Genomic DNA, 24,028 nt, shown 5'->3' with positions numbered 1-24,028 from the left:
TTCCGTCACGCCGTCGGCGAGCCGATGGCCGACGAGCCGACAGTCTGGGCCGCGGCGACGTGGCTGAAATACGCGCGCGTGATCGCCTCCGAGAGCTTCTCCAGGCGGCGCTCGGCCTCGGCGGCGATGTCGCGCAGCATGGCGAGCGCCAGTCCCTCGTGGCGCCATGCCCGCTCGTCGCCGGCGAATTGCCGCACGGCGCCTTCGATATCCTCGACGAAGGTCTGCGGCAGCGGCGGCACATGGACGCCCGAGGCGTGGCCGAGATACTCGAGATGCTGCTCGATCGCGCGCAGCTGAAAGACCAGCGAGCGCGGGTTGCTGTCGTCGAGCATCACCAGGTCGAGCACCGGCGCCGGCTGGAGCTGGCCGAGATAGCGCGTGCGGTAGGTGATCGTGCTGTCGCACAGTTCCAGGGCGAGCCGCATGGCGGCGTCCCAGTCGATCGGCGACTGGGCGAAGGCGCCGAGCGCGCTGGCGGCAACGTACTGGGCGCGCTCGAGGCGGCGGCCGAGATCGAGGAAACGCCAGCCGGTGCCGCGCGTCATGTTCTCCTGGGCGAGGCCGGACAGCACGGCGACGAAGCGCACGATGTCGTCGAGCGCGGCGAGCAGCGGATCGAGATTGCCGCGCGCCGCCAGCAGGCCCTGGCGCAGCTCGGCCATGCCCGGCCCGACGGCGGTGATCATGTCGACGGAGAAGCGGTCGCGCATGGCGCTGGTCAGGCGATGGATCGAGTCGAGAGTCGTGCTCAGCCCGCGATTCTCGGCGGCGACGGTGGCGAGGCCGTGCTGGAAGGCGGCGCTCTCCGGCGCCGACAGGGCGGCGCCCTGCGGCATCAGGTTGGTGTTGCCGAGCTGGCGGCCGAGCAGGCGCAGCTCGATCGCGTCGCGCGGGCCGACGGCGCCCTGGGCGATGCGGTTGACCGTGGTGCGCAGCAGGCGGGCGTCGCCGTCGAGCCGCTCGATGTAGCGGCCGAGCCAGTACAGATTGTCGGCGACGCGGCTCTGCAGGTCGGCGCCGCCGGCGCGCTCGACCGCGAGCTGGTGGAAGCGGCGGGCCGGCGGCAGCTGCATGTCGGCGCTGTCCTCGGTCAGCACCCAGACGTCCTTCAGGATGCCGTTCAGCCGGCCGAGCGAGCGCAGGCAGGTGTCGCCGCTCGGCTCGCGCGCCAGGCCGCCCGGCAGCACGCGATAGGAGGAGCCCTCCGCGCAGGCGAAGACGCGCAGCACGACGGCGGCGGGTGCGAGGCTGTTGCCGTCCCATTTCGGGCTGAGCGAAGGCGCCACCGGGTACTGGGCGACGAATTGGCCGGGATGGACGCGGATGCGGGCCAGCAGCGCGGCCCGCTCGGGCGGGTCGAGCATGCCGACGACGATCGGCTCGCGGTCCTGGCCGAGGCAGGGCCGCACGATCATCAGGTCGATGTTGGCGAGCGCAAAGGCCAGCGCCGCCGGCTCGCCCAGCCACCACACGTCGAGCGACGGCAGCTCGAGCTTCTGGCCGAGCAGGTGATCGCTCAATTTTTCGAGGAAGGGGACCAGGGCCGGCGTCTCGGCGAGGCCGGAGCCCAGCGCGTTGGCGAGCGCGATGCGGCCGCTGCGCGTGGTCTCGACCAGGCCGGTGATGCCGAGCGCCGAGTCGGCGCGCAGCTCGAGCGGGTCGGCGAACGAGCTGTCGAGCCGGCGCAGCAGCATGTGGACCGGCCGCAGCCCGGCCAGGGTCTTGATCGAGACGTCGCCGTCGCGCGCCACCAGGTCGCCACCCTCGACCAGCGGCACGCCGAGCGCGCGCGACAGGTAGACATGCTCGAAATAGGTCGCCGACAGCGAGCCCGGCGTCAGCACGGCGACATTGGGCTTGTCGATGCCGGCCGGCGCCAGCGCCAGCAGGGAATCGTGCCAGCGGTCGACGAACGGCCGCAGATGGCGCACCGGGATCGAGCGGAACGCCTCGGGCAGGCTGCGCGCCAGCACCCGGCGCATCTCGAGGGCGTAGGCGATGCCGGACGGCAGCTCGGTGTGGTCGGCCAGGACGTGCCAGCGGCCGTCGCCGAGCCGCACCAGGTCGACGGCGTAGTGGCCCAGCCGGTGGGCCGGCGTCGCGCCATCGACGACCCGGCAGGGCCGCAGGAAATGCCGATTGGCGTGGACCAGCATGGGCGGGACCAAGCGCTGCCTGAGCAGCGTCTGCGGGCCGTAGAGGTCGGCCAGGACGGAATCGAGCAGCCGGGCGCGCTGGATCACCCCGCTCTCGATCATCGACCATTCGTCGGGCGTGATCACGAAGGGCAGCGGGTCGAGGCTCCAGCGCGGCGCCGCGCGGTCGTCGAGCAGGTTGACCGTCGCCCCCGACTCCGCGAGCTGGCGGCGCGCGCTTTCGACCCGCTCGCCGAGCCCACCGGGCAGCGAGCGGATGACGCTCAGGATGCCTTGCCAGTGATAGCGGATCGACTTCTGGCCGGTGACCAGTTCATCGTAAGCGCTCGCCGGCGAAGAAGTGAGGCCGCGCAGGGACTCCATGGACCTGTGGGGAGAATGACGAAGGGGCCGCTAGGCTGGCATGGCCCAACGGTGGGGTCTACCGCTAGAAACCACGCGCGATTTCGCCTTTCATTCTCCCTCCCTGCGCGAAGCGCGGGAAGGTGCCCCGTCATACGGGGCGGAGGGGTCATGAGCCTCAGTCCCGCTGCCCATGACCCCTCCGTCGCGTATGACGCGACACCTCCCCAACTTCGTTGGGGAGGAAAAAAGTCACGCCCTTCGCAGATCCAGTGTCAGCGGATGCTCCGGGTTGTCGAGCGGCCTGGGCTCCGGCGTCTCGCCGGACGAGTGGCCGATCGGGAAGAAGCGGGCGCGGCGGCGGGCTTCGGCTTCATTGGCGTTGACCGGCATGCGGTCGTAGTTGCGGCCGCCGGGATGGGCCACGTGATAGGTGCAGCCGCCGACCGAGCGGCCGCTCCAGCTGTCGTAGAGGTCGAACGTCAGCGGCGCATGCACGGCGATGGTCGGATGCAGCGCGTTGGCCGCCGGCCAGGCGCGGTAGCGCACGCCGGCGACGTACTCGCCGGCGGTGCCGGTGGCGCGCAGCGGCAGGCGCCAGCCGTTGCAGGCGACGACGTGGCGGCGATCGTTCAACCCTTCGACCTTGACCTGCAGGCGCTCGACCGAGCTGTCGACGTAGCGCACCGTGCCGCCGCCGCCGGGCTCCTCGCCCAGCACGTGCCACGGCTCCAGCGCATGGCGCAGCTCGACCGCGATGCCGCGCTGGGCGATGTCGCCGATATGCGGGAAGCGGAACTCGAAATGCGGCGCGAACCACTCCGGCTTGAACGCGTACCGGGCCTCGCCGAGATCGGCCAGCACCTCGCCGAAATCCTGCCAGACGAAGTGCGGCAGCATGAAATCGTCGTGCAGGCGGGTGCCCCAGCGGCTGAGCGGCCGCTCGTAGGGGCGGTCCCAGAAGCGCGCGACCAGGCCGCGCAGCAGGGCCTGCTGGGCGACGCTCATGCGCCAGTGCGGCGGCATCTCGAAGGCGCGCATCTCGAGCAGGCCGCGCCGGCCCGCCGCGCTGTCCGGCGTGAAAAGCTTGTCGATGCAGAACTCGGTGCGATGGGTGTTGCCGGTGGCGTCGACCAGCAGGTTGCGGAAGAGGCGATCGACCAGCCACGGCGGCGCCGGCTTGCCCGGCTCGATCTGGCGGAAGGCGATCTCGAGCTCGTGCAGGGCGTCGTTGCGCGCCTCGTCGACGCGCGGATGCTGGCTGGTCGGGCCAATGAACAGGCCGGAGAACAGGTACGACAGCGACGGATGATTGAGCCAGTAGCCGAGCAGGCTCTTGAGCAGGTCGGGCCGGCGCAGCAGCGGCGACTCGCTGGCCGAGGGGCCGCCCAGGGTGACGTGGTTGCCGCCGCCGGTGCCGGTGTGGCGGCCGTCGATCATGAACTTCTGGGCGCCCAGCCGCGTCGCGCGCGCCTCCTCGTAGACGATCTCGGTCTTGTCGACGACCTCGCGCCAGCTGGCCGAGGGATGGATGTTGACCTCGATGACACCGGGGTCGGGCGTGACGCTGAAATGGGCGAGCCGCGGATCGCTGCCCGGCGGCGGATAGCCCTCGATGAACACCGGCTGGCCGAGCTCCTCGGCGGTGTCCTCGACCGCGGTGATCAGGTCGAGATAATCCTCGGTGCGCTCGGTCGGCGGCATGAAGACGAAGAGATGGCCGTCGCGTGGCTCGAAGGCGATGGCGGTGCGCACGATGTGGCTGGCCGAGCTGCCGAGGCCGGGACGCGGCGCGAGATCGGGCGCCAGCGCGCGGCGCCACGCCTCGCGGCGGGCGTCGCCGTTGGCCTCGCCCCCGATCTCATCAGCGTAGCGGTTGGGCAGGCCGGGCACCTGCTGGCGCAGGACGGCTGCACGGCGGAAGGCGTCGAGCGGCGGCAGGTCGGGATGCGGCGCCATCGGATCGGGCTCGACGATGGTGTCGGCATCGCCCGGCGCCGCCCAGGGCAGCGAATCGAGCGGCAGGCGGTAGCCGAGCGGCGAATCGCCGGGGATCAGGTAGCACTTCTCCGAACGCAGGAACCACGGGCCGCTGCGCCAGCGGCCGCGTCCGTTGTGCTCGCGCTGCACCGGCAGCACGGTGCCGACGGCGCTCTCCAGGCCCTTCTCGAAGATGCGGGCGAGGCGCTCGCGCTCCATCGCGTCCTTCACCTTGGCGGCGTCGACCGTGACGTTGCTGGGCAGGCGGCGCTCGCGCCACAAATAGTACCAGGTGTCCTCGAAGGCGCTGAACAGGTAGCTCGGATCGATCTGCAGGCGTTCGGCGAAAGCGAGCGCAAAGCGCTGGGCGATCTCGGGCGTGGCGCCGGTCGGCTTGGCTTCGAGCCCGTAGAGCTGGGGATCGCGCCAGATCTTCTCGCCGTCGCGCCGCCAGGTGCAGCCGAGCGCCCAGCGCGGCAGCTGCTCGCCGGGATACCATTTGCCCTGGCCGAAATGCAGCAGCGGTCCTGTTGCGAAGCGGTTGGCGAGCTTGCGGAACAGCACGCCGGCCAGGCGGCGCTTCTCCGGCCCCAGCGCCAGCGTGTTCCATTCGGCGCCGTCCATGTCGTCGATCGACACGAAGGTCGGCTCGCCGCCCATGGTGAGCTTGAGGTCGCCCTCGGCGATGTCGCGCTCGACCGCCTCGCCGACCGACAGCAGCGCGCTCCACTGCTCCTCGGTGTAGGGCTTGGTGGTGCGCGGCGTCTCGCGCACGCGCTTGACCGACATGTCGTGCGAGAACGTGACCTCGCTCTCGTCGACCGCGCCCTCGATCGGCGCGGCGCTCGACGGCTCGGGCGTGCAGGCGAGCGGGATGTGGCCCTCGCCGGCCAGCAGGCCCGAGGTCGGATCGAGGCCGATCCAGCCGGCGCCCGGCAGGTAGACCTCGCACCAGGCGTGCAGGTCGGTGAAATCGTGCGTCGGTCCCTCGGGGCCTTCGAGCGGCTTCTCGTCAGCCACGAGCTGGATCAGGTAGCCCGAGGCGAAGCGCGCGGCAAAGCCCAGATGGCGCAGGATCATCGCCAGCAGCCAGCCGGTGTCGCGGCACGAGCCCTTGGCCAGCGCCAGCGTCTCCTCGCATGTCTGCACGCCGGGCTCGAGGCGGACGATGTAGCCGATGTCCTTCTGCAGGCGCGCATTGAGGCCGACGATGAAGTCGACGGTGCGCTGCCTGGTACGATCGACCTTGCCGAGCCAGGCGGCGAGCAACGGGCCCGCCGGCTCGAGCTTGCGGAACGGCGCGATCTCCTCGGCGAGCGAGGCGTCGTAGGCGAACGGCCAGTGCTCGGCGCCGGGCTCGAGGAAGAAGTCGAACGGGTTGATCACCGACATGTCGGCAACCAGGTCGACCACGACCTCGAAGCGTTCGGTCCTCTCGGGGAACACCAGGCGCGCCAGATGATTGCCCTGCGGATCCTGCTGCCAGTTGATGAAGTGCGGCTTGGGCTCGACCTCGAGCGAGTAGGACAGCACCGATGTGCGCGCATGCGGCGCCGGACGCAGCCGCACCACCTGCGGCCCGAGCGACACCGGCCGGTCGTACGCGTAGGTCGTCCGATGATGCAGCGCGACGTGTATGCTCATGCCGGCGAGCCCGATTCTCGTTCCACGATAGACGTAGCAAGTGACATGCCAGTGTCTGGGACACAACAGCTTGTCTATTCCTCCCCCGATTACGGGGGAGGAGGTTTTGAGGTGCGGTCATCCCCCGTTTCAAAGGCGCGTCGCCTGTGCTGGATTGGCTCCATGACCAACTACTTCGATCTCACCGGCAAGGTCGCCCTGATCACCGGCGGCAGCCGCGGGCTGGGCTATGCGATGGCCAAGGCCTTCGCGGCCCACGGCGCCGACCTCTTCATCACCAGCCGCAAGCTCGATGCCTGCGACAAGGTCGCCGCGGAAGTCCGGGCGATGGGGCGCAAGGCCGCGACCTTCGCCTGCAATGTCGCCAACTGGCACGAGCTCGAGGGGTTGGCCGACGCGGCCTATGCCGCCTTCGGCAAGGTCGACATCCTGGTCAACAATGCCGGGTCCTCGCCGCTCGCGCCGTCGTCGCTCGAGACGCCCGAGCAGCTGTTCGACCGCATCGTGTCGCTGAACTTCAAGGGTCCGTTCCGCCTGATGTCGCTGATCGGCAGCCGCATGGCGGCGGGCGAGGGCGGCTCGATCATCAACATCTCGAGCGCCGGCGCACTGCGTCCGCGGCCGCAGATCGCCCCCTATGCCGGCGCCAAGGCGGCGCTCAATGCCCTCACCGAGGCGTTTGCCTTCGAGTACGGCCCCAAGGTGCGGGTCAACACGATCTCGCCCGGCCGATTCCTGACAGATGTCTCGAAAGCGTGGAGCGAGGAGCACAAGCTCAATTCGACGGCGGCGCTCAAGCGCAGCGGCCGGCCGGAGGAGATCGTGACCGCCGCGCTCTATCTCGCCTCGAGCCGATCGAGCTTCACCACCGGATCGCTGGTCCGGGTCGACGGAGGAATTGCCTAGCCCGCTGTTTGTCAAAGGCCGTGCGCACCGCACGGGGCCGACCATCGAAACCTGTCCCGGGAGAACCCTGATGAAGATGAAAGCCGGTGTCCTGACGGTGTGCGGCGCGCCACGGCCGTTCGCCAAGAGCAAGCCGATCCATGTCCTCGAGGTCGATCTCGATCCGCCGGGCGAGGGCGAGGTGCTGGTCAAGGTGGGCGGCGGCGGGCTCTGCCATTCCGACCTGTCGCTGCTGAACGGCGATCGGCCGCGGCCGGTGCCGATCGTGCTGGGCCACGAGGGCGCCGGCGAGATCGTCGAGGTCGGCGCCGGCGTGCACGACGTCAAGCCGGGCGATCACGTCTGCTTCACCTTCAACGTGAGCTGCGGCCGCTGCCGGCGCTGCCTCGAAGGCCGGCCTTACATCTGCGAGCGCTCGGTCTCGCCGCGCGCCGCCGGCCAGCTGCTGTCGGGCCATCATCGCCTGCACTACGACGGCAAGCCGGTGAACCATCAGTCCGGCGTGTCGTGCTACGCCGAGTACGCCGTGGTCGACCGCGGCTCGGTCGTGGTGATCGATCGCAGCCTGCCGCTCGACGTGGCGGCGCTGTTCGGCTGCGCCGTGGTGACCGGTGTCGGGGCGGTGGTCAACACCGCGCGCATCCAGCCCGGCAGCTCGGTGGCGGTCGTCGGCCTGGGTGGCGTCGGCCTCTCCGGCCTGATGGGCGCGGTGCTGGGCGGCGCCGGCCGCATCGTCGCGATCGATCTCAGCGACGAGAAGCTCGGCCTCGCGCGCCAGCTCGGCGCCACCGACACGGTGAATGCGAAGGACGCCGACCACGTTCAGCAGGTGCGCGACCTGACGAATGGCGGCGTCGACTATGCCTTCGATCTCGCCGGCACCATCAAGGCGATGGAGACGGCGTACCTGGTGACGCGCTGGGGCGGCACCACGGTGACCGCCGGCCTGTCGCCGATCGCCGCCGATTTCTCGTTCAAGCAGAGCGCGCTGGTGAGCGAGGAGAAGACCATCAAGGGCAGCTACATGGGCAGCTGCGTGCCGGTGCGCGACATCCCGCGCTTCATCGCGCTCTACCAGCAGGGCAAGCTGCCGGTCGACCGCATGATGAGCCAGCGCATCGACTTCGATCAGCTGAACGAGGGCTTCGACCGCCTGCAGGACGTGGCCACGGTGCGCCAGGTGCTGGTGCCGCACGGGTGATCGCGAATCTCGTTCTGGCGATGCTGATGGTCGGCTTGACCGTCACGCTTCACTTCGTCGGGCTGCTCGGCCTGTTGTGGGTTCTGCGCAATCGCGGCCATCGCTTCCAGGCACACGCCAGCTGGCTCGGCCAGGGGGCGGCGATCCTGTTCGTCATGCTCGGGCTGGTGGCCGTCCTCACGGCGGAGATCTGGCTCTATGCCGTGGCCTACCTCGCCGTCGGAGCGCTCGGCGATTTCGAGGCGGCGCTCTATTTCTCGACCGCCAGCTTCACCACGCTGGGCTACGGAGACGTCGTGCTCGACCATCGCTGGCGGCTGCTCGGTGCCATCGAAGGCGCCAATGGCCTGTTGCTGTTCGGGTGGTCGACGGCCTTCCTGATCTCGGTCACTGGCCGCATGCGCGCTCTGGAGCACGATTGGCTCGACAAGGTGGAGCATCGCTCATGACTCTCGCCATCGCAGCGGAAGCACCCCTGCAGGACGACGTGCGGCTCCTGGTGGCCGAGCAATGGTCGGTGTTCTATGAGAAGGCGTTCGCGTGATTCATAGCTGCGAGCGCGCCACTCCCGTGCTCCTACGAGCGCCACAGGAGCGGCGCGCTCCCAGCAATGACTCCTCCCCGGCTTTCGCCGGGGAGGAGCCGAAGACCGTGCTACGGCCTGATCGTGATCGAGAAGCCCGGTGTGTTGTCGTAGATCACCGGCGGCGCGTAGTAGCCGTAATTGTACGGCGTGGAGTAGACTACCGGCGGCTGCCGGTAGTGGTAGCCGTAGTAGTAGCGGTTGTCTGGTGGCGGATTGTTCCATCGCGGATCGGCATGCCAGCGGCCGTCACCCCACCAGGCCGCGCTGGCCGGCGCTGCCGCACCGGCCGCCATCATCGCCAGGAGGGCGGCCAGACCCAGTCGTTTGCCGATGTTCGTCATGGCGTGCCTCCCTCATCCTTGGCCCGCCGGGCGCGGCGGGACGTAGCGCTCGAACACCTGGTCGGCGTTCTTCTTCTGGTCGGGAGTCATCGAATCGTAGAGCGACTTGAAGGCCGAGGTCAGGTGCTTCAGCCCGTCGAGCCGGGCCTCGGTGAACTCCTGATAGGTCTTCAGATCGTCGACCGCCGTCGTCTTTTCCGGCGGGACGGCGCGCTTGGTCGCCACCAGCTTCTCCATCTTGCTGGCGTTGTCGCGCATCGCCTGGGCCACGCCGTTCCACTTGCCTTCCTGGTCGGGCGTGATCTTGAGCGCCGTCTTCAGCGTCGCGATGCGCTGCTCCACGGTCTCGGGCTTGTTGCTGGTCGCCGCTTCGGCAGCCGGCGGCTTGTTCTTGCTCTGGTCGGACACCTGCGCCACCGCCGTGCCGGCGAGCAGCGCCGTGCCCGCCAGCGAGGCGATCGCAATCGTACGCGCAAGCGGCGTAATGAGGCGGAAATGAGCCATTCGTCTGTCCCCTTTCACGGATGATGGTGGACAGGCCCTCCAAAGGCACCTGCCCGCCGTCCCCATGGAACGGAGCGATTCCCGAACGGTTGCTGGCGCTGCGGCCATCAGCCCGGCAACGACCACGCCCCGCTCACAGCCGCAATGACGGCCTCAGCGGATGTCGAATCCCAGCCTCGCCAGGGTGGCGCGAAGGCGCTCGCGGCCGTTCATCGAGGCGATCGGGCCCATGCGATTGAGCATGCGCTTCGTCCAGGTCGTGGCGGCCATCTCGTTGCGCGCCGAAAAGTTCTCCAGCTCGGCATCGTAGGCGGCACGATCGCGGGTCTCCGGCGTGGCGTCGTAGCGCTCGCGATGCAGCACCGTCGATTGCGGCAGGCGCGGCTTGACCTCGTGCTTGGCCGCAGGGTCGGCGTAGCCGACGCACAGGCCGAACACGACGAACGATTTCGGCGGCAGGCCGAGCAGCTCGGCGACCCTCGCCGGATCGTTGCGCATGGCGCCGATATAGACGGTGCGCAGGCCGAGCGAGTTGGCGGCGACCACGGCGTTCTGCGCGGCCAGCGCTGCATCGATGCAGGCCACCATGAAGGTCTCAAGCCAGGGCAGCGATTCGAAGTCGACCTGCTCGGCTTCGCTGAGGCGCTGGTTGCGCGACAGGTCGGCGATCCAGCAGAGATAGAGCGGGCAATCCTCGATGTGCTTCTGGTTGCCGGCGAGCGTGGCCAGCTCCTTGCGCGTCGCCGGATCGTCGATCGTGATGGCCGACCACAGCTGCATGTTGGAGCTGGTGGCGGCCGACTGCGCGGCGGCGATCAGGGTCTCGAGCGTGCCGGCCGGCACGGCGTCGGGCAGGAAGCCGCGCACCGAGCGATGGTCGAGCAGGCCGGCGATGGTCTCGTTCCACGGCCCATCGGCAGCCGGCAGGATCGAACCATAGCGGCGACGCAGCGCCTCGCTGCGGGAGATGTCGGGCACGGGGGTGGTCAGTGAGTCCATGCTGCCTTGGCCTGCGGTTTGGCGCGGGTGATCGCGGTCACCAGCGCGAGGAGGATGAAGCCGACGACGATCATGAAGATGGCGCGCGGCTCGTGTCGGTCCATCAGCCAGCCATAGAGCAGCGGCGAGGTCATGCCGCCGAGGTTGAAGCCGGTCGAGACGAAGCCGAACACCTTGCCGAACGAGCCGATCGGGGTGACGGCGCGCACCATCATGTCGCGCGACGGCTGAATGATGCCGTTCAGCAAGCCGCCGACCGACATCACGGTGATCAGCACGACGGCCGGCATGTTCACCCACGCCATCAGGATGGCCATGGTCGATGTGCAGGCGAAGCCTATCGCCGCCACGCGCTCGTGGTGCGGCGTGCGATCGGCGATGATGCCGCCCAGCAGCACGCCCGCGGCGCTGAACAGCAGGAAGCCGGACAGTCCGACGTTGGCGACCGAGCCCGGCGTGCCGTGGATCGCGCCGAGGCCGACGACACTGAAGGTCTGGATGCCCCCATTGGCCATGGCGAGACAGAAGAAGAACAGCAGGTTGCGCAGGATCGGCGCGGAGAGCAGCAGCTCGAGGCCGACCTTGGTGTCGTGCTCGACCGACCCAAGTGCCGGTCCCGGTGCCGCGGCCCTCGGCCTGTCAATGGTTCGCGGCAGCACGCTGCCGGCGACCATGATAAGCAGCGCCACCGCGAAGGAGAGGCCGGCGGCGAACAGGAAGGCGCCATGCCAGTCCCACAGCGCGGCGCAGGCCAGCACCATCGCCGGCGTCACACCCGAGCCGAGGTAGCCGGCGAAGGTGTGGATCGAGAACGCCTTGCCGATCTTCTTCGAATCGATGGTGGCCGAGAGGATGGCGTAGTCGGCCGGATGGTAGACCGTGTTGGCGAGACCGAGCAGGCCATAGGCGATGACGAACAGCCAGTAGCCCGGCAGCACCGCGGCGGCGGCAATGGCGACGGCGCCGAGCACCAGCCCGCCGGTCAGCATCAGGCGCGGGCCGATGCGGTCGACCAGGAAGCCGGCCGGGGTCTGCAGCAGCGCCGAGGCGACGTTGAACGCGGTGAGAGCCAGGCCGACCTCGATGTAGCTCACGCCGAACGCGTCCTTCACCTGGCCGAAGATCGGCGGCAGCAGCATGATGTGGACGTGACTGGTGAAATGGGCGATCGCCACCAGGGCGATCACCTTGGCATCGTGCCATTTCTTCGCGGTTGCCGGATCACTCTCGGCCGCAAGGCCGATCGGTTCACTTGTCGACGACATCTATTCACTCATCGACAACATTGACGTTCAACTTTCCGATGCCGGAGATCTCGACCTCGACCTTGTCGCCAGCCTTCATCCAGAGCGGCGGCTTGCGGCCCAGCCCGACGCCGTCGGGCGTGCCGGTGGCGATGACGTCGCCCGGCTCCAGCCAGGTCACGGTCGACAGGTACTCGATGATGGTGGCGACGTCGAAGATCATGTGGTCGGTGGTGTCGTGCTGCACGACGGTGCCGTTGAGGCGCGTGGTGAGCTCGAGCCGCTGCGGGTCGCTGACGACGTCCGAGGTGACGAGCCACGGCCCGAGCGGGCCGGTCGCCGGAAAGTTCTTGCCGGCGGTCACCGAGTGCTTCTGGAAGTCGCGCACGCTGCCGTCGAGAAAGCAGGTGTAGCCGGCGATCACCGACAGCGCGCTGGCGCGCGACACGTGGCGGCAGCGCTCGCCGATGATCACGGCGAGCTCGCCCTCGAAGTCGAAATCGATCGAGGCGCGCGGCCGCACGATGTCGCCGCCATGCGCCACCAGCGTGTTGTGCAGGCGCGAGAAGACGCTGGGCACGGTCGGCAACTGGCGGCCGACCTCGCCGACATGGCTCGCATAGTTGAGGCCGACGCAGAGGATCTTGTCGGGATCGGGGATCACCGGTTGCAGCTCGACGTCGTCGAACGACAGGTCGGCCGAGGCGCCCTTGAGTGCCGCTGCCAGCTCGCCCAGCGCCTTGCCCGCGATTGCCATGCGCAGGCTGGGCCAGCGCGCCGATGTCCGCGCCGACAAATCGACAATACCGCCCTCGACGACCGCGCCAATCTTGGCTGCGCCCGCATGGCGAAAACTGATCAACCGCATGGCACGACCCTCGATCCAAGGGCCTGTCGAGTAAAGCGAAATCGTCGTGATGACGGCAGGTGATGAAGGATCCCTCGGTGCGCTCGGGCCCCGTCATCAGGGCAGCCCAATGACCTCATCCTGAGGAGCGCCCGAAGGGCGCGTCTCGAAGGATCGGCAACGAAACCTTGCTTGTGGCCCATCCTTCGAGACGCCGCGTTAGGCGCGGCTCCTCAGGATGAGGGGATGGTCGAGGCTGAGGAGGTCACTTCCGCGCCAGCAGCCGTGTCAGCGCCTTCGACAGCCTGATGCTCTCGACCGGTGCGGGCGGGTTGCCGAGCCCGGCGAGGTGCTGCTGCGCCAAGCCTTCGGCCTGCGCAATCGCGCAGGCGACGCCGTCGAGCAGGGGCGCCTCGACCATGGGCTTCAGCCGGGTCGCGAGGCCTGCCAGGCCGGCGCCACCCAGGATGACGACGTCGGCGCCGTCCTCGTGGGCGCAGGCGTTGCAGCCGTCGGCCAGCAGCTGCAGGGCTGCCTTGGGATCGCGGGCGATGTCGGCGCCGGTCGGCGCCACGGTGCGCACCGAGGCGAGCCGGCTCGCGAGGCCGCGCTGGGCGACGAACTCCTCCAGCATCTCTTTCCAGCGCTCGCCGCCGGTGACGATCGAGAAGCGATCGCCGAGCGCGCAGGCCTGCAGCACCGAGGCGTCGGCCATGCCGACCACCGGCACGGATGCGATCTCCCGCAAAGCGGCGAGGCCGGGATCGCCGAAGCAGGCCAGCACGACGGCGTCCTTGGCGCCGCGGTCGCCGGCATAGGCGTCGACCGCGGCGTGGCCGGCGATCGCGTAGCCGACGCGCGAGGCGATGTAGCGCGGCCCGAAGGCGCCGGTGACGGCGCGCAGCCGCGTGCCCTTGCCGGCGAAGCTCCGCGCGACTTTAAGGACAAGGTTGGTGATCGAGCGCGTCGTGTTGGGGTTGATCAGCAGGAGGTTGGTCATAGTTGCATGACTTCCTTCAGCCGCGCGACATCGTGGTTCTCGCCGATCGACAGGGCGCAGATGCGCGAGACATGGGTGACCGGCAGATTCGCCTCCTTGGCCCAGGCGACCATCTGGGTCTGCGCCGCCTTGAGATCCTTCTTGCTGGTGCCGGTGGCGGAAAGCGGAACGCCGGAATCGCGCAGGCAGAGCAGCACGTCGCCCGACAGCACGAAAGCGTCCCAGCCGAGGAAGCGCAGCAGGTACTGGCCGCTATAGCCGCCCAGCCGTGAGCCGCGCTTGGCCAGCACCTCGAGCAGCCCGGCCTGGTCGTCGGCCGGCCAGTCGGCGAGGAACTTGCCGAAGCTGCCATGCTCCTGGGCGATCTCCATCACGAACCTGGCATTCTCGCGCACCGACCTGATCTTCTGCGGGTTGCGCACGATGCGCTTGTCGGAGGCGAGCTTCTCCCAGAACTCGGCCGGCTGGAACAGCAGGCGCCTGGGGTTGAACGCGAGGAACGCCTCCTCGAAGCCCGGCCATTTCTGGTCGATCACGTTCCACACGAAGCCCGCGGAGAAGACCCGGCAGGCCATCTCCGACAGCACGCGATCGTCGCCGAGCTTGGCCAGCGCCTTGTTGTCGGGCTTCTTGGGCATCAGGCTCGCCAGCATCTTGTCGCCGCCTTTGCGCTTGGCCGCGCGCTCGCGGATGCTCTTGAACGAGACCTTGGCCATTGCAGCCCTCCGTCAGTCGGTAGGGCGTTCGCATCTGACAATAAACCTCGTCATCCCGACCGAAGCCGAGCGTAGCGCGGCGTAGTGGAGGGACCTTTCTTGCTGTCGACAAAGAAGGGTCCCTCGACTGCGCCGCCCTCCGGGCGGCTCTGCTCGGGATGACGGAGGAAATGACATATGCGAAAGCCCTGTGTCGGTCGTGCTGGCCCTCACTCGAGCCAGCCGTCGAAGAAATCGAACACGCTCGCCTTGAACAGGCCGTGCGCGATCATCGAGAAATGATCGCAACCCGGGATCGTCACCGCCTTGGCGCCGGTGATGGCGTCGGCCAGGCCCTGCGGCGGGCCGGCGAGCTGGTCGCGCGCGCCGGCGATCACCAGGGTCGGGCGGCGGATTGCCATCAGGGCGTCGCGCGTCAGTTCCGTGCGACCGCCACGCGAGCAGGCGGCCAGCGCCAGCCGGTCCTCCTTCTGTTCGTCGGCGAAGTGGCGGAAGCTCTTGAGCATCGGATCGCTGATCTCGTCGGGCGAGGCCGCCTCCATGGCTTTTGCCATGGCGCCGGGCTCGCGCGGCGGGTCGAAGATCCGGCCGCCGACGCCCGCCACCACCAGGTGGTCGATGCGGCCGCCGTCCATGAGCGCGGCGGTGAGAGCGATGTGCGCGCCCATCGAGAAGCCCAGCAGGTGGGCGCGCTCGACGCCGGCATGGTCGAGCAGGTTGAACACGTCGTGCGCCATTGCCGCACGGTCGTAGAGCGCCGGATCGTGCGGCTTGGCGCTCTCGCCGTGACCGCGGCAGTCCAGCGCGAAGCCGCGCAGGCCCTTAGCAACGATGGCGTCGTACCAACCCATGCGCTTCCAGTTCTCGTAGCGGTTGGACGAGAAGCCATGCACCAGCACCATCGCCTTGCGGGCATCGGCAGGGCCGAATTCGTCATAGGCGAGGGCTAGGCCGTCGGAGGTGAATTGAGCCATAACTTTCCCTAGCCCGAGCCATGAGGCGTCACAAGTTGATTGCGCGGACCGGGTGCTGGACAAGTCTGACTCGGGAGAAGGGACGCGCATGACACACAAGATCGGCCGCACGGTCGCGGACTCGCAGCCGCATTGGCCGGCGGCGCCGAAACGGCCGTCCGGGGCGCCCAACATCCTGGTCATCCTGTTCGATGACGTCGGCTTCTCGGATTTCGGCTGCTACGGCTCGCCGATCGCCACGCCGGCGATCGACGCCGTCGCCGGCCGCGGCCTGCGCTACAGCGCTTTCCACACCACGGCGATGTGCTCGACCACGCGCGCCGCCCTTCTGACCGGCCGCAACCACCATTCGGTCGGCGTCGGCTGCCTGGCCAATTTCGATTCGGGCTATCCCGGCTATCGCGGCAAGATCGCGCGCGAGGCCGGCACCATCGCCGAGATGCTGCGCCCGCACGGCTATCGCAACTACATGCTGGGCAAGTGGCACGTGACGCCGCTCACCGAGTCGGGCGCCACCGGTCCGTTCGACGGCTGGCCGCTCGGCCGCGGCTTCGACCGCTACTACGGCTTCATGGATGCCGAGACCGACCAGTACGCGCCCGAGCTGGTGCGCGACAACACGCCGGTCGATCCGCCCGGCACTTTCGCCACGGGCTATCACCTGACTGCCGACCTGGTCGACCAGGCGATCCGCTACCTCGCCGATCACGTCGCCGACAATGAAGCGACGCCGTGGCTGACCTGGCTGGCGCTCGGCGCCTGCCACGCGCCGCACCAGGCGCCGGCCGACCTGATCGCCAAGTACGACGCGGTGTTCGCCGACGGCTGGGACGCCGAGCGTGAGCGCCGGCTGGCGCGCCAGGTCGAGCTCGGCATCGTGCCCAAGAACACCCGCCTGCCGCCGCGCAACGACATGGTGCGGGCGTGGGCCGAGTGCGCCGACGGCGAGAAGCGTCTGTTCACTCGCCTGCAGGCGGCCTATGCGGCGATGCTCGACCATGCCGACCAGCACATCGCCCGCCTGCTGGGCTTCCTCGAGCGCGCAGGCCAGCTCGACGACACCCTGGTCATCATCCTGTCGGACAACGGCGCCAGCCAGGAGGGCGGGCCGTTCGGCATGATCAACGCCATGGGGCCGTACAACCTGCGGCGCGAGCCGATGGAAGAGAAGATCGCCCGCATCGACGATATCGGCGGGCCGGATACCCATTCCAACTTTCCGCTGGGCTGGGCGATGGCGGCCAACACGCCGCTGCGGCGCTACAAGCAGAACACTCATGGCGGCGGCATCCGCGATCCGCTGGTGATGGCGTGGAGCAAGGGCATCGCCGCCCGCGGCGAGCTGCGCGGCCAGTTCTGCCATGCCAGCGATCTCGTGCCGACCCTGCTCGACGTGGTCGGTGTCAAGCCGCCGCGCATGATCAATGGCGTCAAGCAGATGCCGATCGAGGGCACCAGCTTCGCTGCCTCCCTCGCCAATCCCAGGGCACGCTCCAAGAGCAAGCCGCAGTATTTCGAGATGTTCGGCCATCGCGGCCTGGTGCAGGGCGGCTGGAAGGCGGTGTCGTTCCATCCGCCGGGCGCGCCGTTCGACGGCGACAAGTGGGAGCTCTACCACCTCGATCGCGACTTCAACGAGGTCGATGACCTGGTCGGGCGCGAGCCCGGGCGACTCGAGAAGATGATCGCGGAGTGGTGGCGCCAGGCCGAGCGTTGCAAGGTGCTGCCGCTCGACGACCGCTTCGCGCCGCGCTTCGCCGACAACGCCAAGCGCTTCCACGGGCCGCGCAACCGCTTCGTGTTCCATGCCGGGATGGGCCATGTGCCGACCGACGTGGCGCCCGACGTGCGCAACCGCACCTACACGATCGAGGCCGACGCGCGGATCGACGGGCCGGCCACCGCGGGCGTGCTGATCGCCCACGGCGACATGACTGGCGGCTACTCGCTCTACGTCAAGGAAGGCAGGCTCTGCTACGACATGAACATCGGCGGCGAGCATCACCTGATCACGTCGGACCGGCCGGTGGCGGCCGGCAACCGGCGGCTCGGCGTGCGCATGCGGCGCAACCAGGGACGCAACGTCGCCACCCTGCTGATCGACGGCGAGGCGGTCGGCGGCTTCGACACCCAGCACGGCTTCGTGAGCTTCATCTCGTGGTCCGGCCTCGACATCGGCCGCGACCGCAACAGCCCGGTGTCGCACTACGAGGCGCCGTTCGCCTTCACCGGCACGTTGCGCAAGGTCACCGTGCTGATGGACGACGACCAGGAGATCGACGCCGAGAAGGCCGCCGCCGCGGTTCTGGGGAGGGAGTGAGCATGCTGAGGGCGCGTTCTCATTCTCCTCCCCAGCTTCGCTGGGGAGGTGTCGCCGTCTTACGGCGACGGAGGGGTCATGAGCAGCGGGACTGTGGCCTATGACCCCTCCGTCCGCGAAGACGCGGACACCTCCCCAGCGAAGCTGGGGAGGAGAATGAGGGCGCGTTTCCGGCGATGAGTGGTGATTAATGGTCGGGTCCGCGTAATGGTCGGGTCAGTCGTTCGTGATCGCTACGGCGTCGACAGCGCCTATGCCTGGCGGCTCGCCGTCGTGTCGGTGCTGTGCATCGTGCTGGGCGGCGGCTCGATCTACCTGCCGGTGGTCGGGTTGAAGGAGATCGCCGCCGAGTTCGGCGACCGCCGCTCGGTGCCGTCGCTCGCCTATATGCTGGGCTTCATCGCCATGGGCTTCGGCGGCGTGATGATGGGCTGGCTGGCCGACCGCACCAGCCCGCGCGTGCCGCTGCTGATCGCCGGCGTGTCGATCTTCGCCGGCGGCTGGATCGCGACCAGCGGCGGCGAGCTGGCGCTCTACGTCGGCTACATGCTGCCGCTGGGCTTCCTCGGCAACTCGGCCACCTTCACGCCGGCGATGAACAACATCCAGGGCTGGTTCGACCGCCGGCGCAGCCTCGCCGTGTCGCTGATCTCGGTCGGTCCGGCGCTCTCCGGATTCATCTGGCCGCAAGTCTATGCCTGGCTGCTGCCCGATGTCGGCTGGCGCCAGTCGCTGGTGATCTACGGCGCCGTCTCGGGCAGCCTGATGTTCCTGTTTGCCCTCTATATCCGGCCCTCGCCGCTGGTGCGCCGCGGCCACAAGGCGCGCGAGGATCATTCGGCGTTGCCGATGCCGTCCTCCGCCCTGATGGCGCTCTTGTCGGCTGCCGGCTTCTGCTGCTGCACGGCGATGGCCGTGCCGTTCGTGCACATGGTGGCGTTCTGCGGCGATCTCGGCTTCGCCCCCGCGCGCGGCTCGGAGGCGGTGGCGCTGATCCTGCTGACCGCCGTCGCCTCGACCTTCGCCTTCGGCCGGCTCGCCGACTACATCAGCCCGATCACGGTGAGCCTGCTCTGCTCGCTGATCCAGGTGGTATCCCTGTCGGGCTTCCTGGCCGTGAACGGGCTGTTCAGCCTCTACACGGTGTCGGTGATCCACGGCATCCCGTACATCGCCATCGTCCAGGGCTACGCCCTGATCCTGCGCAAGCTCTATGGGCCTACGCTGGCCGGCTGGCGGCTCGGCATCGTCATGCTGTTCGCCATGGCCGGCATGGCGGTCGGTGGCTGGCTGGGTGGCGTGATCTTCGACGCCACGCTGTCCTATCGCGCCGCGTTCCAGGCCGCGCTCGGCTTCAACCTGCTCAATCTGATGCTGCTGGGCATGCTCTACCTCATCCAGCGCCGCCGCGTGCTCGCTCTGCGCTGAGCGTTGTCCCAACCAAGGGGGCAGCTCGTCGTCGTCGCACCGGCAGCGACTCAGGCCAACGAGGCTTGACCCGCGCGCAACGGACCGAAGACCGGCCGGGTCAATGGCTGGCCGTCGGCAGGAGGCATGAGGCGGACCGGCAGGCCGATTCGCAGATCTGCTTCGGCTACCCCCTCGATGTTGGCAACGAGCCGGATGCCCGGAGCGTCCGCGAAGCAGACCAGCGCGACCACATAGGGAAGCTTGCCGGCTTGGCTCTGATCGAAGGCATGCCGCACGATCGTCCAGCTCCAGATTTCGCCAACGCCCCGCACCGGCCGCCACGAAAGCCGGCTGCTTTGGCAATGCGGGCAAAGCGTCATTGGATACCAATGCATCTTCGCGCAATCCCGGCAGACCGGGAATGCCAGCGCACCGGCGGACAGGTGGTCGAAATGACCCTCGAACTCGGCTCTGTGGCCAATCGCCATTGTCGTACCCTTACCGCCCAAGCAACAAGACACCGTAGTCGGGCACGGAAAGCCCGGCCACCAGCCCGACCTCCGCATTTGTCACCTGCGCCGCACCGGCTTCGCCGCGCACCTGGCGGACCGCCTCGACGACGTGCTCCGCCCCGAGCAGATAGGAATGGGCGAGCAGCCCGCCATGCGTGTTCACCGGCAGCGCACCGTCGATGCCGATGCCCTTCTCGCGGATGAAGGCGCCGGCCTCTCCCTTCCTGCAGAATCCCAGATCCTCGATCTGCATCAGGCAGGAGATGGTGAAGCAATCGTAGATCTCGGCGAAGCTCACGGCGTCGAGACCGATGCCGGCCTCGCCCAGCGCCCGGTCACAGGCTTCGCGGGCGCCCGGAATGGTCAGCTGCTGCGGCTTCTGAGTGAAGACATCGTCTGCGCTCATGGCTTCGCTGGCAAAGCCGCAGCCGAGCACGCGGACAGGTCGCTTGCGGCAGTCCCGCGCACGATCGAGGCGCGTCATGACGAGCGCTGCTGCGCCATCGGTGATCACGCAGCAATCGGCGGCGCGCAGCGGATCGGAGATCATGCGCGAGGCCCGGTAGTCGGCGATGCTCAGCGGCTTCTGCAGCTGGGCACGGCCATTGCGGATGGCGTTGGCGCGCTGGTTCGTGGCGATCGCGGCGAGATCGGCTTCCGTCAGGCCATACTCGTGCATGTAGCGTCGTGCCCAGAGGGCGAAGTAGGACGGTTGGCCGTTGAAGCCGACCGGCTTCTCGAACGCCATCTTCGCAGGGTAGATGTGGTGAAAGCCGTAGGGCCCGCTGTCGCGGCTGCCCCAATCCACGCCGAAATAGTACACGACGACATCGGCCAGCCCGGCGTCGAGGGCCAGGCGGGCAAGCAAGGGCGCGCAGACCGAGCCGGCGCCGCCGTAGGACATGCCGCCATCGAAACGGCGCGTCATGCCGAATTGAGCGGCAACATACTCGCGTGGCACGGTCGCCGGCATGATCACGCCATCGCTGATGACACCGTCGACTTCGTGCGGCTCGATACCGGCATCCTCGAGCGCGAGCTGAACCGCTTCCGTGACGAGCGCCCGCAAGTCGCGATCGCTGCGGCGCACCGGCTTAGTCTGTCCGACACCCACGATCGCGATATCATTCTTCATTCGGCCGGCTTTCACAATTCGATTGGCGCACCGTGGCGACGCTCATGGTCTGGGGAAACGTGACATCGGCAAGCCCGATGATCTCGAGGACCGTCTTGCGCAGCAGGAACTTCTGCACCTTGCCGCTCGGGGTCATGGGCAGATCGGCCAGCACGACCAGATGTTCCGGAAAGTACTGCCGCGCCAGGCGCACCGACTCGAGATAGGCACGCATCTTCGAGATATCGAAGGCAGCGCCCTCCCGGGGGACGATCACGGCGCAGGCACGCTCCTGGAAGCGAGGATCGGGGACGGCGACGATCGCCACCCGAAGCACGTCCGGATGCTTGTGCAGCAGATCCTCGACCTCGACGACCGGAATGTTCTCGCCGCCGCGGACGATGATGTCCTTGCTTCGGCCGGTGATCCGGATGTAGCCATCGACGTCGCGTTGCGCGCGGTCCCCGGTGCGCAGCCAGCCGCTTTCTGACGGCGTGCTTCCCGCGGCAAAGCTGGCTGCCGTCAGCTCCGGCCGCTGCCAGTAGCCGGCGAACACCGATGGACCGCGACATTGCAGCTCGCCCTCCACGGCGCAGGGCAGGGGCTGGTCTTCCGCGTCCACGACGCGAATCTCCATGCCGGGCAACGGGCGGCCGTCGGATCCGACGATCCGTTCCGGGCGATCGTCGATCCGCGTCAATGTAGCGAGGCCCACCTCGGTCATGCCCCAGCCGGAGACGACCTTGGCGCGCAACACGGTGTTTGCCTTCGCGAGCAGCGGCCGCGGGACCGGCGCGCCCGAGCAGAGAAAGACCTCGAGGCTGCTGCAGTGGCCAGCGCCGGCCTCCACGGCCTCCGTGACATCCTGCAGGAAAGGCGTGGCCCCCATCATCCACGTCACCTTCTCCCGATCGATGAGCGCGATCCCGTCCTTGGCTTCCCATCGTTCCATGAGCACGACGGTGCCGCCGAGCAGCACCGGCAGCTGGCCGCCGAAGGCAAAGCCGGTCTGATGCCCGAAGGTCGATGCCATCAGGATGACGGTGTCGGCGCCGAGCTTCTGGTCGTCGGCGAGACCAGTCAGCGTGCTGAGCAGTGTATTGGCGGTGTGCATCACTCCCTTCGGCTCGCCCGTGGTGCCGGAGGTGAAGGCGATCTCGGTGATCGCATTCGGATCCGGCAACGGCGGCAGATCGGCATCGCAAGGAGCCAGCAACCGATCGAAGGGGAGCGCGCCTGCCGGAGTCGAGTCACCCGCCACGATCAGGTGCCTGATGACCGGAACCTCCTGCTGCAGCTCACGAAACATGGCGGCATGATCGAAGCCCCGGAAGATCTCGGCGCAGACCGCGACAACCGGTGCGGCGAGCCCCAGCATCAGCCGCAGCTCGCGCTGACGATAGATCGGCGGCAATGGCACCATGATGGCGCCGAGCCGTGCCGCCGCATACTCCAGCAGCGGGAAGTGCCGCCAGTTCGGCAGCTGCACGGCCATGCGATCGCCCGGCCGTACGCCCAGCGCCGCGAGATTGCGCGCGATCAATTCGCTTTGCTGCAGAGCCGAGGCATAGCTCAGGCTGCCAAATCGATCGACGATCAGAGGCTTGTCCGGGGTTTGCCCCGCAACGTCCTCGAGGATGCTGAAGATGTCGCGTTGGCACCAGAGGCCGGACGATGCGTAGCCCGCGATCACGTCACGCGGGAACACGACGCCCTCGTCGATGAGCGCTCCGGACATGCCAAGGGCACCGACGCCGTAAGCCACGGGCCGAGCGGTCGTCAATGTCATGTCCCTCCCAGTCCATGCCTTGCACGGGCATGTCATTAAAATGAACAAAAGTTCATTTTAATTTCGACGTCAAGACCAATCTGCATAACCGCCAGCACGAACTTGATAGGACGGCTCTGCGCCGCCTACCTTGTCGTGCCAGTTTCTACGGGAGCCTTCGACGCGTGAAGCGACCAACCAAGCCTTCTACCCGGTCGGACGCGCCCTCGCGGGGCCGGCCCAGGCGCACGGATGCGATGATCGAGGCGCGGCGCAGCCGGATATGCAAGGCGGCGATCGAACGGTTCGCCAATGATGGCTACCGCGCCACGACCATGCAGAGCATCGCCGACACGGCGAAGATGAGCGTCGGCCAGATCTACGATTATTTTCACGACAAGGAAGATCTGTTGATCGCCTCGATGAACGACGTGCTGGATGCCTACGGGCGCGAGGTCCCTGTCGCGGTATCGGGCAAGAGCGATCCGTTCGAGCAGTTCACCGCGGCGGTTCACGCCTTTGCCCGGGTGGTCGACGAAAGGCGTCAGGCCTGGCTGATCGGATATCGCGAGTTCCACGTGCTTTCGCCTCGGCAACGCAGGCAGATCCTCGACAAGGACATGGCGACGACGAAGCTGATCGAGGACAGGATCGTCGCCTGCGTGAAGGCGGGTCTGTTTCACCGCGTCGAGGCGCGGATGCTCACATATCAGATCCTGTTGCTGATACAGGGCTGGGCGCTGTCCGCCTGGCGTCTCCCGCGCATGACATTGAGGGAGTATATCGGCAGCGGCCTTTCAATTCTGCTGAATCCCGTTCAGACTGAACGATGCATTCGGGCCCACACGAAAGCCGAGTGACCTTGGCTGCCTGACAGGCTGCATCTCCGTTCGGCTCGGAATCGCGCTTGGCGAACCGCCGGCTGCCCGGTCAGTTCGCCCCAACACCAATCTCCTTGCTGGAGCGCACAATCAGCCTGTTGGATTGGGTGGGCGATGTGCAGCGCGCCGGCCCTTGCCATGTCGAGCGACGGTTCGCGGCTGAGACGTTCCGTCTCAACAGAATCGCGCGTATCGTCTCCTCCGCGGCGAATAGAACGGGACATTGTCCCAGTGTCCGTCATTCCATGAGCGATCATTCCGATGGGGCTACCGGGACATCTGCCTCAGTACGTCGATCGCGACATCAAGCATTCTCGATTTGCCGTGAACCAGCGAGAGGATGGCAGTTGATGAAACTCTCGCAACCTGGTCCTGGTCTGTTTCGACCGTGCGTCCGTGCACTATCCGTCGCGCTTTAGCTCTTGTCGAGGCCGTCCCGAATCAGGCCCCAGCGCATCGTCGTGCGCAGCTCGATGGGCCGCAGCAGGAAGCGGTCCATGATCAGCCAGACGATGCCGATCGCCAGCATGCCGACGACGATGCGCGCCGACTGGAAGTATTGCTGGGCATTGAAGATCGC

General features: G+C 68.0%; 19 protein-coding genes. 6 read left to right on the top strand and 13 right to left on the bottom strand.

Translation table 11 applies throughout. The features are described from left to right. Window positions 1–5 precede the first annotated feature (5 nt). Window positions 6–2,522, bottom strand: a complete 2,517-nt coding sequence (locus ACILR9_RS01915) for a circularly permuted type 2 ATP-grasp protein (RefSeq protein WP_395708197.1) — start codon at window positions 2,520–2,522, stop codon at window positions 6–8. A 231-nt stretch (window positions 2,523–2,753) separates the two neighbouring features. Next, window positions 2,754–6,125, bottom strand: a complete 3,372-nt coding sequence (locus ACILR9_RS01910; RefSeq protein WP_395708196.1) for a DUF2126 domain-containing protein — start codon at window positions 6,123–6,125, stop codon at window positions 2,754–2,756. A gap of 162 nt (window positions 6,126–6,287) precedes the next feature. On the opposite strand from ACILR9_RS01910, the gene ACILR9_RS01905 reads away from it, so the two are divergent. The 3 genes from ACILR9_RS01905 to ACILR9_RS01895 all read left to right on the top strand — a co-directional run bounded on the left by ACILR9_RS01905 (window position 6,288) and on the right by ACILR9_RS01895 (window position 8,681). After that, entirely contained in the window at window positions 6,288–7,031 is a 744-nt protein-coding gene (locus tag ACILR9_RS01905; RefSeq protein ID WP_395708195.1) for an SDR family NAD(P)-dependent oxidoreductase, read from the top strand. Window positions 7,032–7,101: 70 nt separating this feature from the next. Beyond that, window positions 7,102–8,232: a zinc-binding dehydrogenase gene (locus ACILR9_RS01900; RefSeq protein ID WP_395708194.1), complete on the top strand. Its 1,131-nt coding sequence runs from the start codon at window positions 7,102–7,104 to the stop codon at window positions 8,230–8,232. Further along, entirely contained in the window at window positions 8,229–8,681 is a 453-nt protein-coding gene (locus tag ACILR9_RS01895; protein WP_395708193.1) for a potassium channel family protein, read from the top strand. The genes ACILR9_RS01900 and ACILR9_RS01895 overlap by 4 nt, the downstream gene beginning before the upstream one ends. 205 nt (window positions 8,682–8,886) lie before the next feature. Here the strand turns inward: ACILR9_RS01895 and ACILR9_RS01890 are convergent, their stop codons facing one another. The 8 genes from ACILR9_RS01890 to ACILR9_RS01855 all read right to left on the bottom strand — a co-directional run bounded on the left by ACILR9_RS01890 (window position 8,887) and on the right by ACILR9_RS01855 (window position 15,443). Then, window positions 8,887–9,159, bottom strand: a complete 273-nt coding sequence (locus ACILR9_RS01890; RefSeq protein ID WP_395708192.1) for a hypothetical protein — start codon at window positions 9,157–9,159, stop codon at window positions 8,887–8,889. Between the two features lie 12 nt (window positions 9,160–9,171). Beyond that, window positions 9,172–9,663 carry a Spy/CpxP family protein refolding chaperone gene (locus ACILR9_RS01885; protein ID WP_395708191.1) on the bottom strand — a complete coding sequence of 164 codons (492 nt, stop codon included), beginning with the start codon at window positions 9,661–9,663 and terminating at the stop codon, window positions 9,172–9,174. 153 nt (window positions 9,664–9,816) lie between these two features. After that, window positions 9,817–10,662, bottom strand: a complete 846-nt coding sequence (locus ACILR9_RS01880; protein ID WP_395708190.1) for a nitroreductase family protein — start codon at window positions 10,660–10,662, stop codon at window positions 9,817–9,819. Next, window positions 10,650–11,927, bottom strand: a complete 1,278-nt coding sequence (locus ACILR9_RS01875; protein WP_395708189.1) for an MFS transporter — start codon at window positions 11,925–11,927, stop codon at window positions 10,650–10,652. Before ACILR9_RS01875 ends, ACILR9_RS01880 begins: the two co-directional genes overlap by 13 nt. 4 nt (window positions 11,928–11,931) lie before the next feature. Beyond that, window positions 11,932–12,774 carry a fumarylacetoacetate hydrolase family protein gene (locus tag ACILR9_RS01870; RefSeq protein WP_395708188.1) on the bottom strand — a complete coding sequence of 281 codons (843 nt, stop codon included), beginning with the start codon at window positions 12,772–12,774 and terminating at the stop codon, window positions 11,932–11,934. Between the two features lie 244 nt (window positions 12,775–13,018). Then, window positions 13,019–13,753 carry an aspartate/glutamate racemase family protein gene (locus ACILR9_RS01865; RefSeq protein ID WP_395708187.1) on the bottom strand — a complete coding sequence of 245 codons (735 nt, stop codon included), beginning with the start codon at window positions 13,751–13,753 and terminating at the stop codon, window positions 13,019–13,021. Then, window positions 13,750–14,469 carry a DNA-3-methyladenine glycosylase I gene (locus tag ACILR9_RS01860; protein WP_395708186.1) on the bottom strand — a complete coding sequence of 240 codons (720 nt, stop codon included), beginning with the start codon at window positions 14,467–14,469 and terminating at the stop codon, window positions 13,750–13,752. The genes ACILR9_RS01865 and ACILR9_RS01860 overlap by 4 nt, the downstream gene beginning before the upstream one ends. A gap of 209 nt (window positions 14,470–14,678) precedes the next feature. Further along, window positions 14,679–15,443, bottom strand: a complete 765-nt coding sequence (locus tag ACILR9_RS01855) for an alpha/beta fold hydrolase (RefSeq protein ID WP_395708185.1) — start codon at window positions 15,441–15,443, stop codon at window positions 14,679–14,681. 88 nt (window positions 15,444–15,531) lie between these two features. Between ACILR9_RS01855 and ACILR9_RS01850 the strand changes: the two genes are divergently transcribed. Continuing rightward, window positions 15,532–17,763, top strand: coding sequence for an arylsulfatase (locus ACILR9_RS01850; protein WP_395708184.1), 2,232 nt, complete (start codon window positions 15,532–15,534; stop codon window positions 17,761–17,763). 207 nt (window positions 17,764–17,970) lie between these two features. Next, the gene (locus ACILR9_RS01845; protein ID WP_395708183.1) at window positions 17,971–19,191 is read left to right on the top strand and encodes an MFS transporter; all 1,221 of its coding nucleotides are present in this window, start codon (window positions 17,971–17,973) and stop codon (window positions 19,189–19,191) included. Between the two features lie 50 nt (window positions 19,192–19,241). On the opposite strand, the gene ACILR9_RS01840 is transcribed toward ACILR9_RS01845, so the two are convergent. Genes ACILR9_RS01840 through ACILR9_RS01830 form a run of 3 tightly spaced genes read right to left on the bottom strand, consistent with a single transcriptional unit; the run spans window position 19,242 to window position 22,588 of the window. Beyond that, a complete protein-coding gene (locus ACILR9_RS01840; RefSeq protein WP_395708182.1) occupies window positions 19,242–19,661 on the bottom strand; it encodes a Zn-ribbon domain-containing OB-fold protein in 420 nt (139 codons plus the stop codon). 10 nt (window positions 19,662–19,671) lie between these two features. Next, on the bottom strand, window positions 19,672–20,820 hold the full coding sequence (locus ACILR9_RS01835) for a thiolase family protein (protein ID WP_395708181.1): 1,149 nt from the start codon (window positions 20,818–20,820) through the stop codon (window positions 19,672–19,674). Continuing rightward, on the bottom strand, window positions 20,810–22,588 hold the full coding sequence (locus tag ACILR9_RS01830; RefSeq protein WP_395708180.1) for an AMP-binding protein: 1,779 nt from the start codon (window positions 22,586–22,588) through the stop codon (window positions 20,810–20,812). The genes ACILR9_RS01835 and ACILR9_RS01830 overlap by 11 nt, the downstream gene beginning before the upstream one ends. Window positions 22,589–22,824: 236 nt before the next feature. Between ACILR9_RS01830 and ACILR9_RS01825 the strand changes: the two genes are divergently transcribed. Further along, window positions 22,825–23,427, top strand: coding sequence for a TetR/AcrR family transcriptional regulator (locus ACILR9_RS01825; RefSeq protein ID WP_395708179.1), 603 nt, complete (start codon window positions 22,825–22,827; stop codon window positions 23,425–23,427). Window positions 23,428–24,028 lie beyond the last annotated feature (601 nt).

It is taken from the genome of Reyranella sp. (assembly GCF_044224635.1).
In the GTDB taxonomy this organism is placed as follows: domain Bacteria; phylum Pseudomonadota; class Alphaproteobacteria; order Reyranellales; family Reyranellaceae; genus Reyranella.
This window is presented reverse-complemented; position numbering and strand designations above follow the sequence as displayed.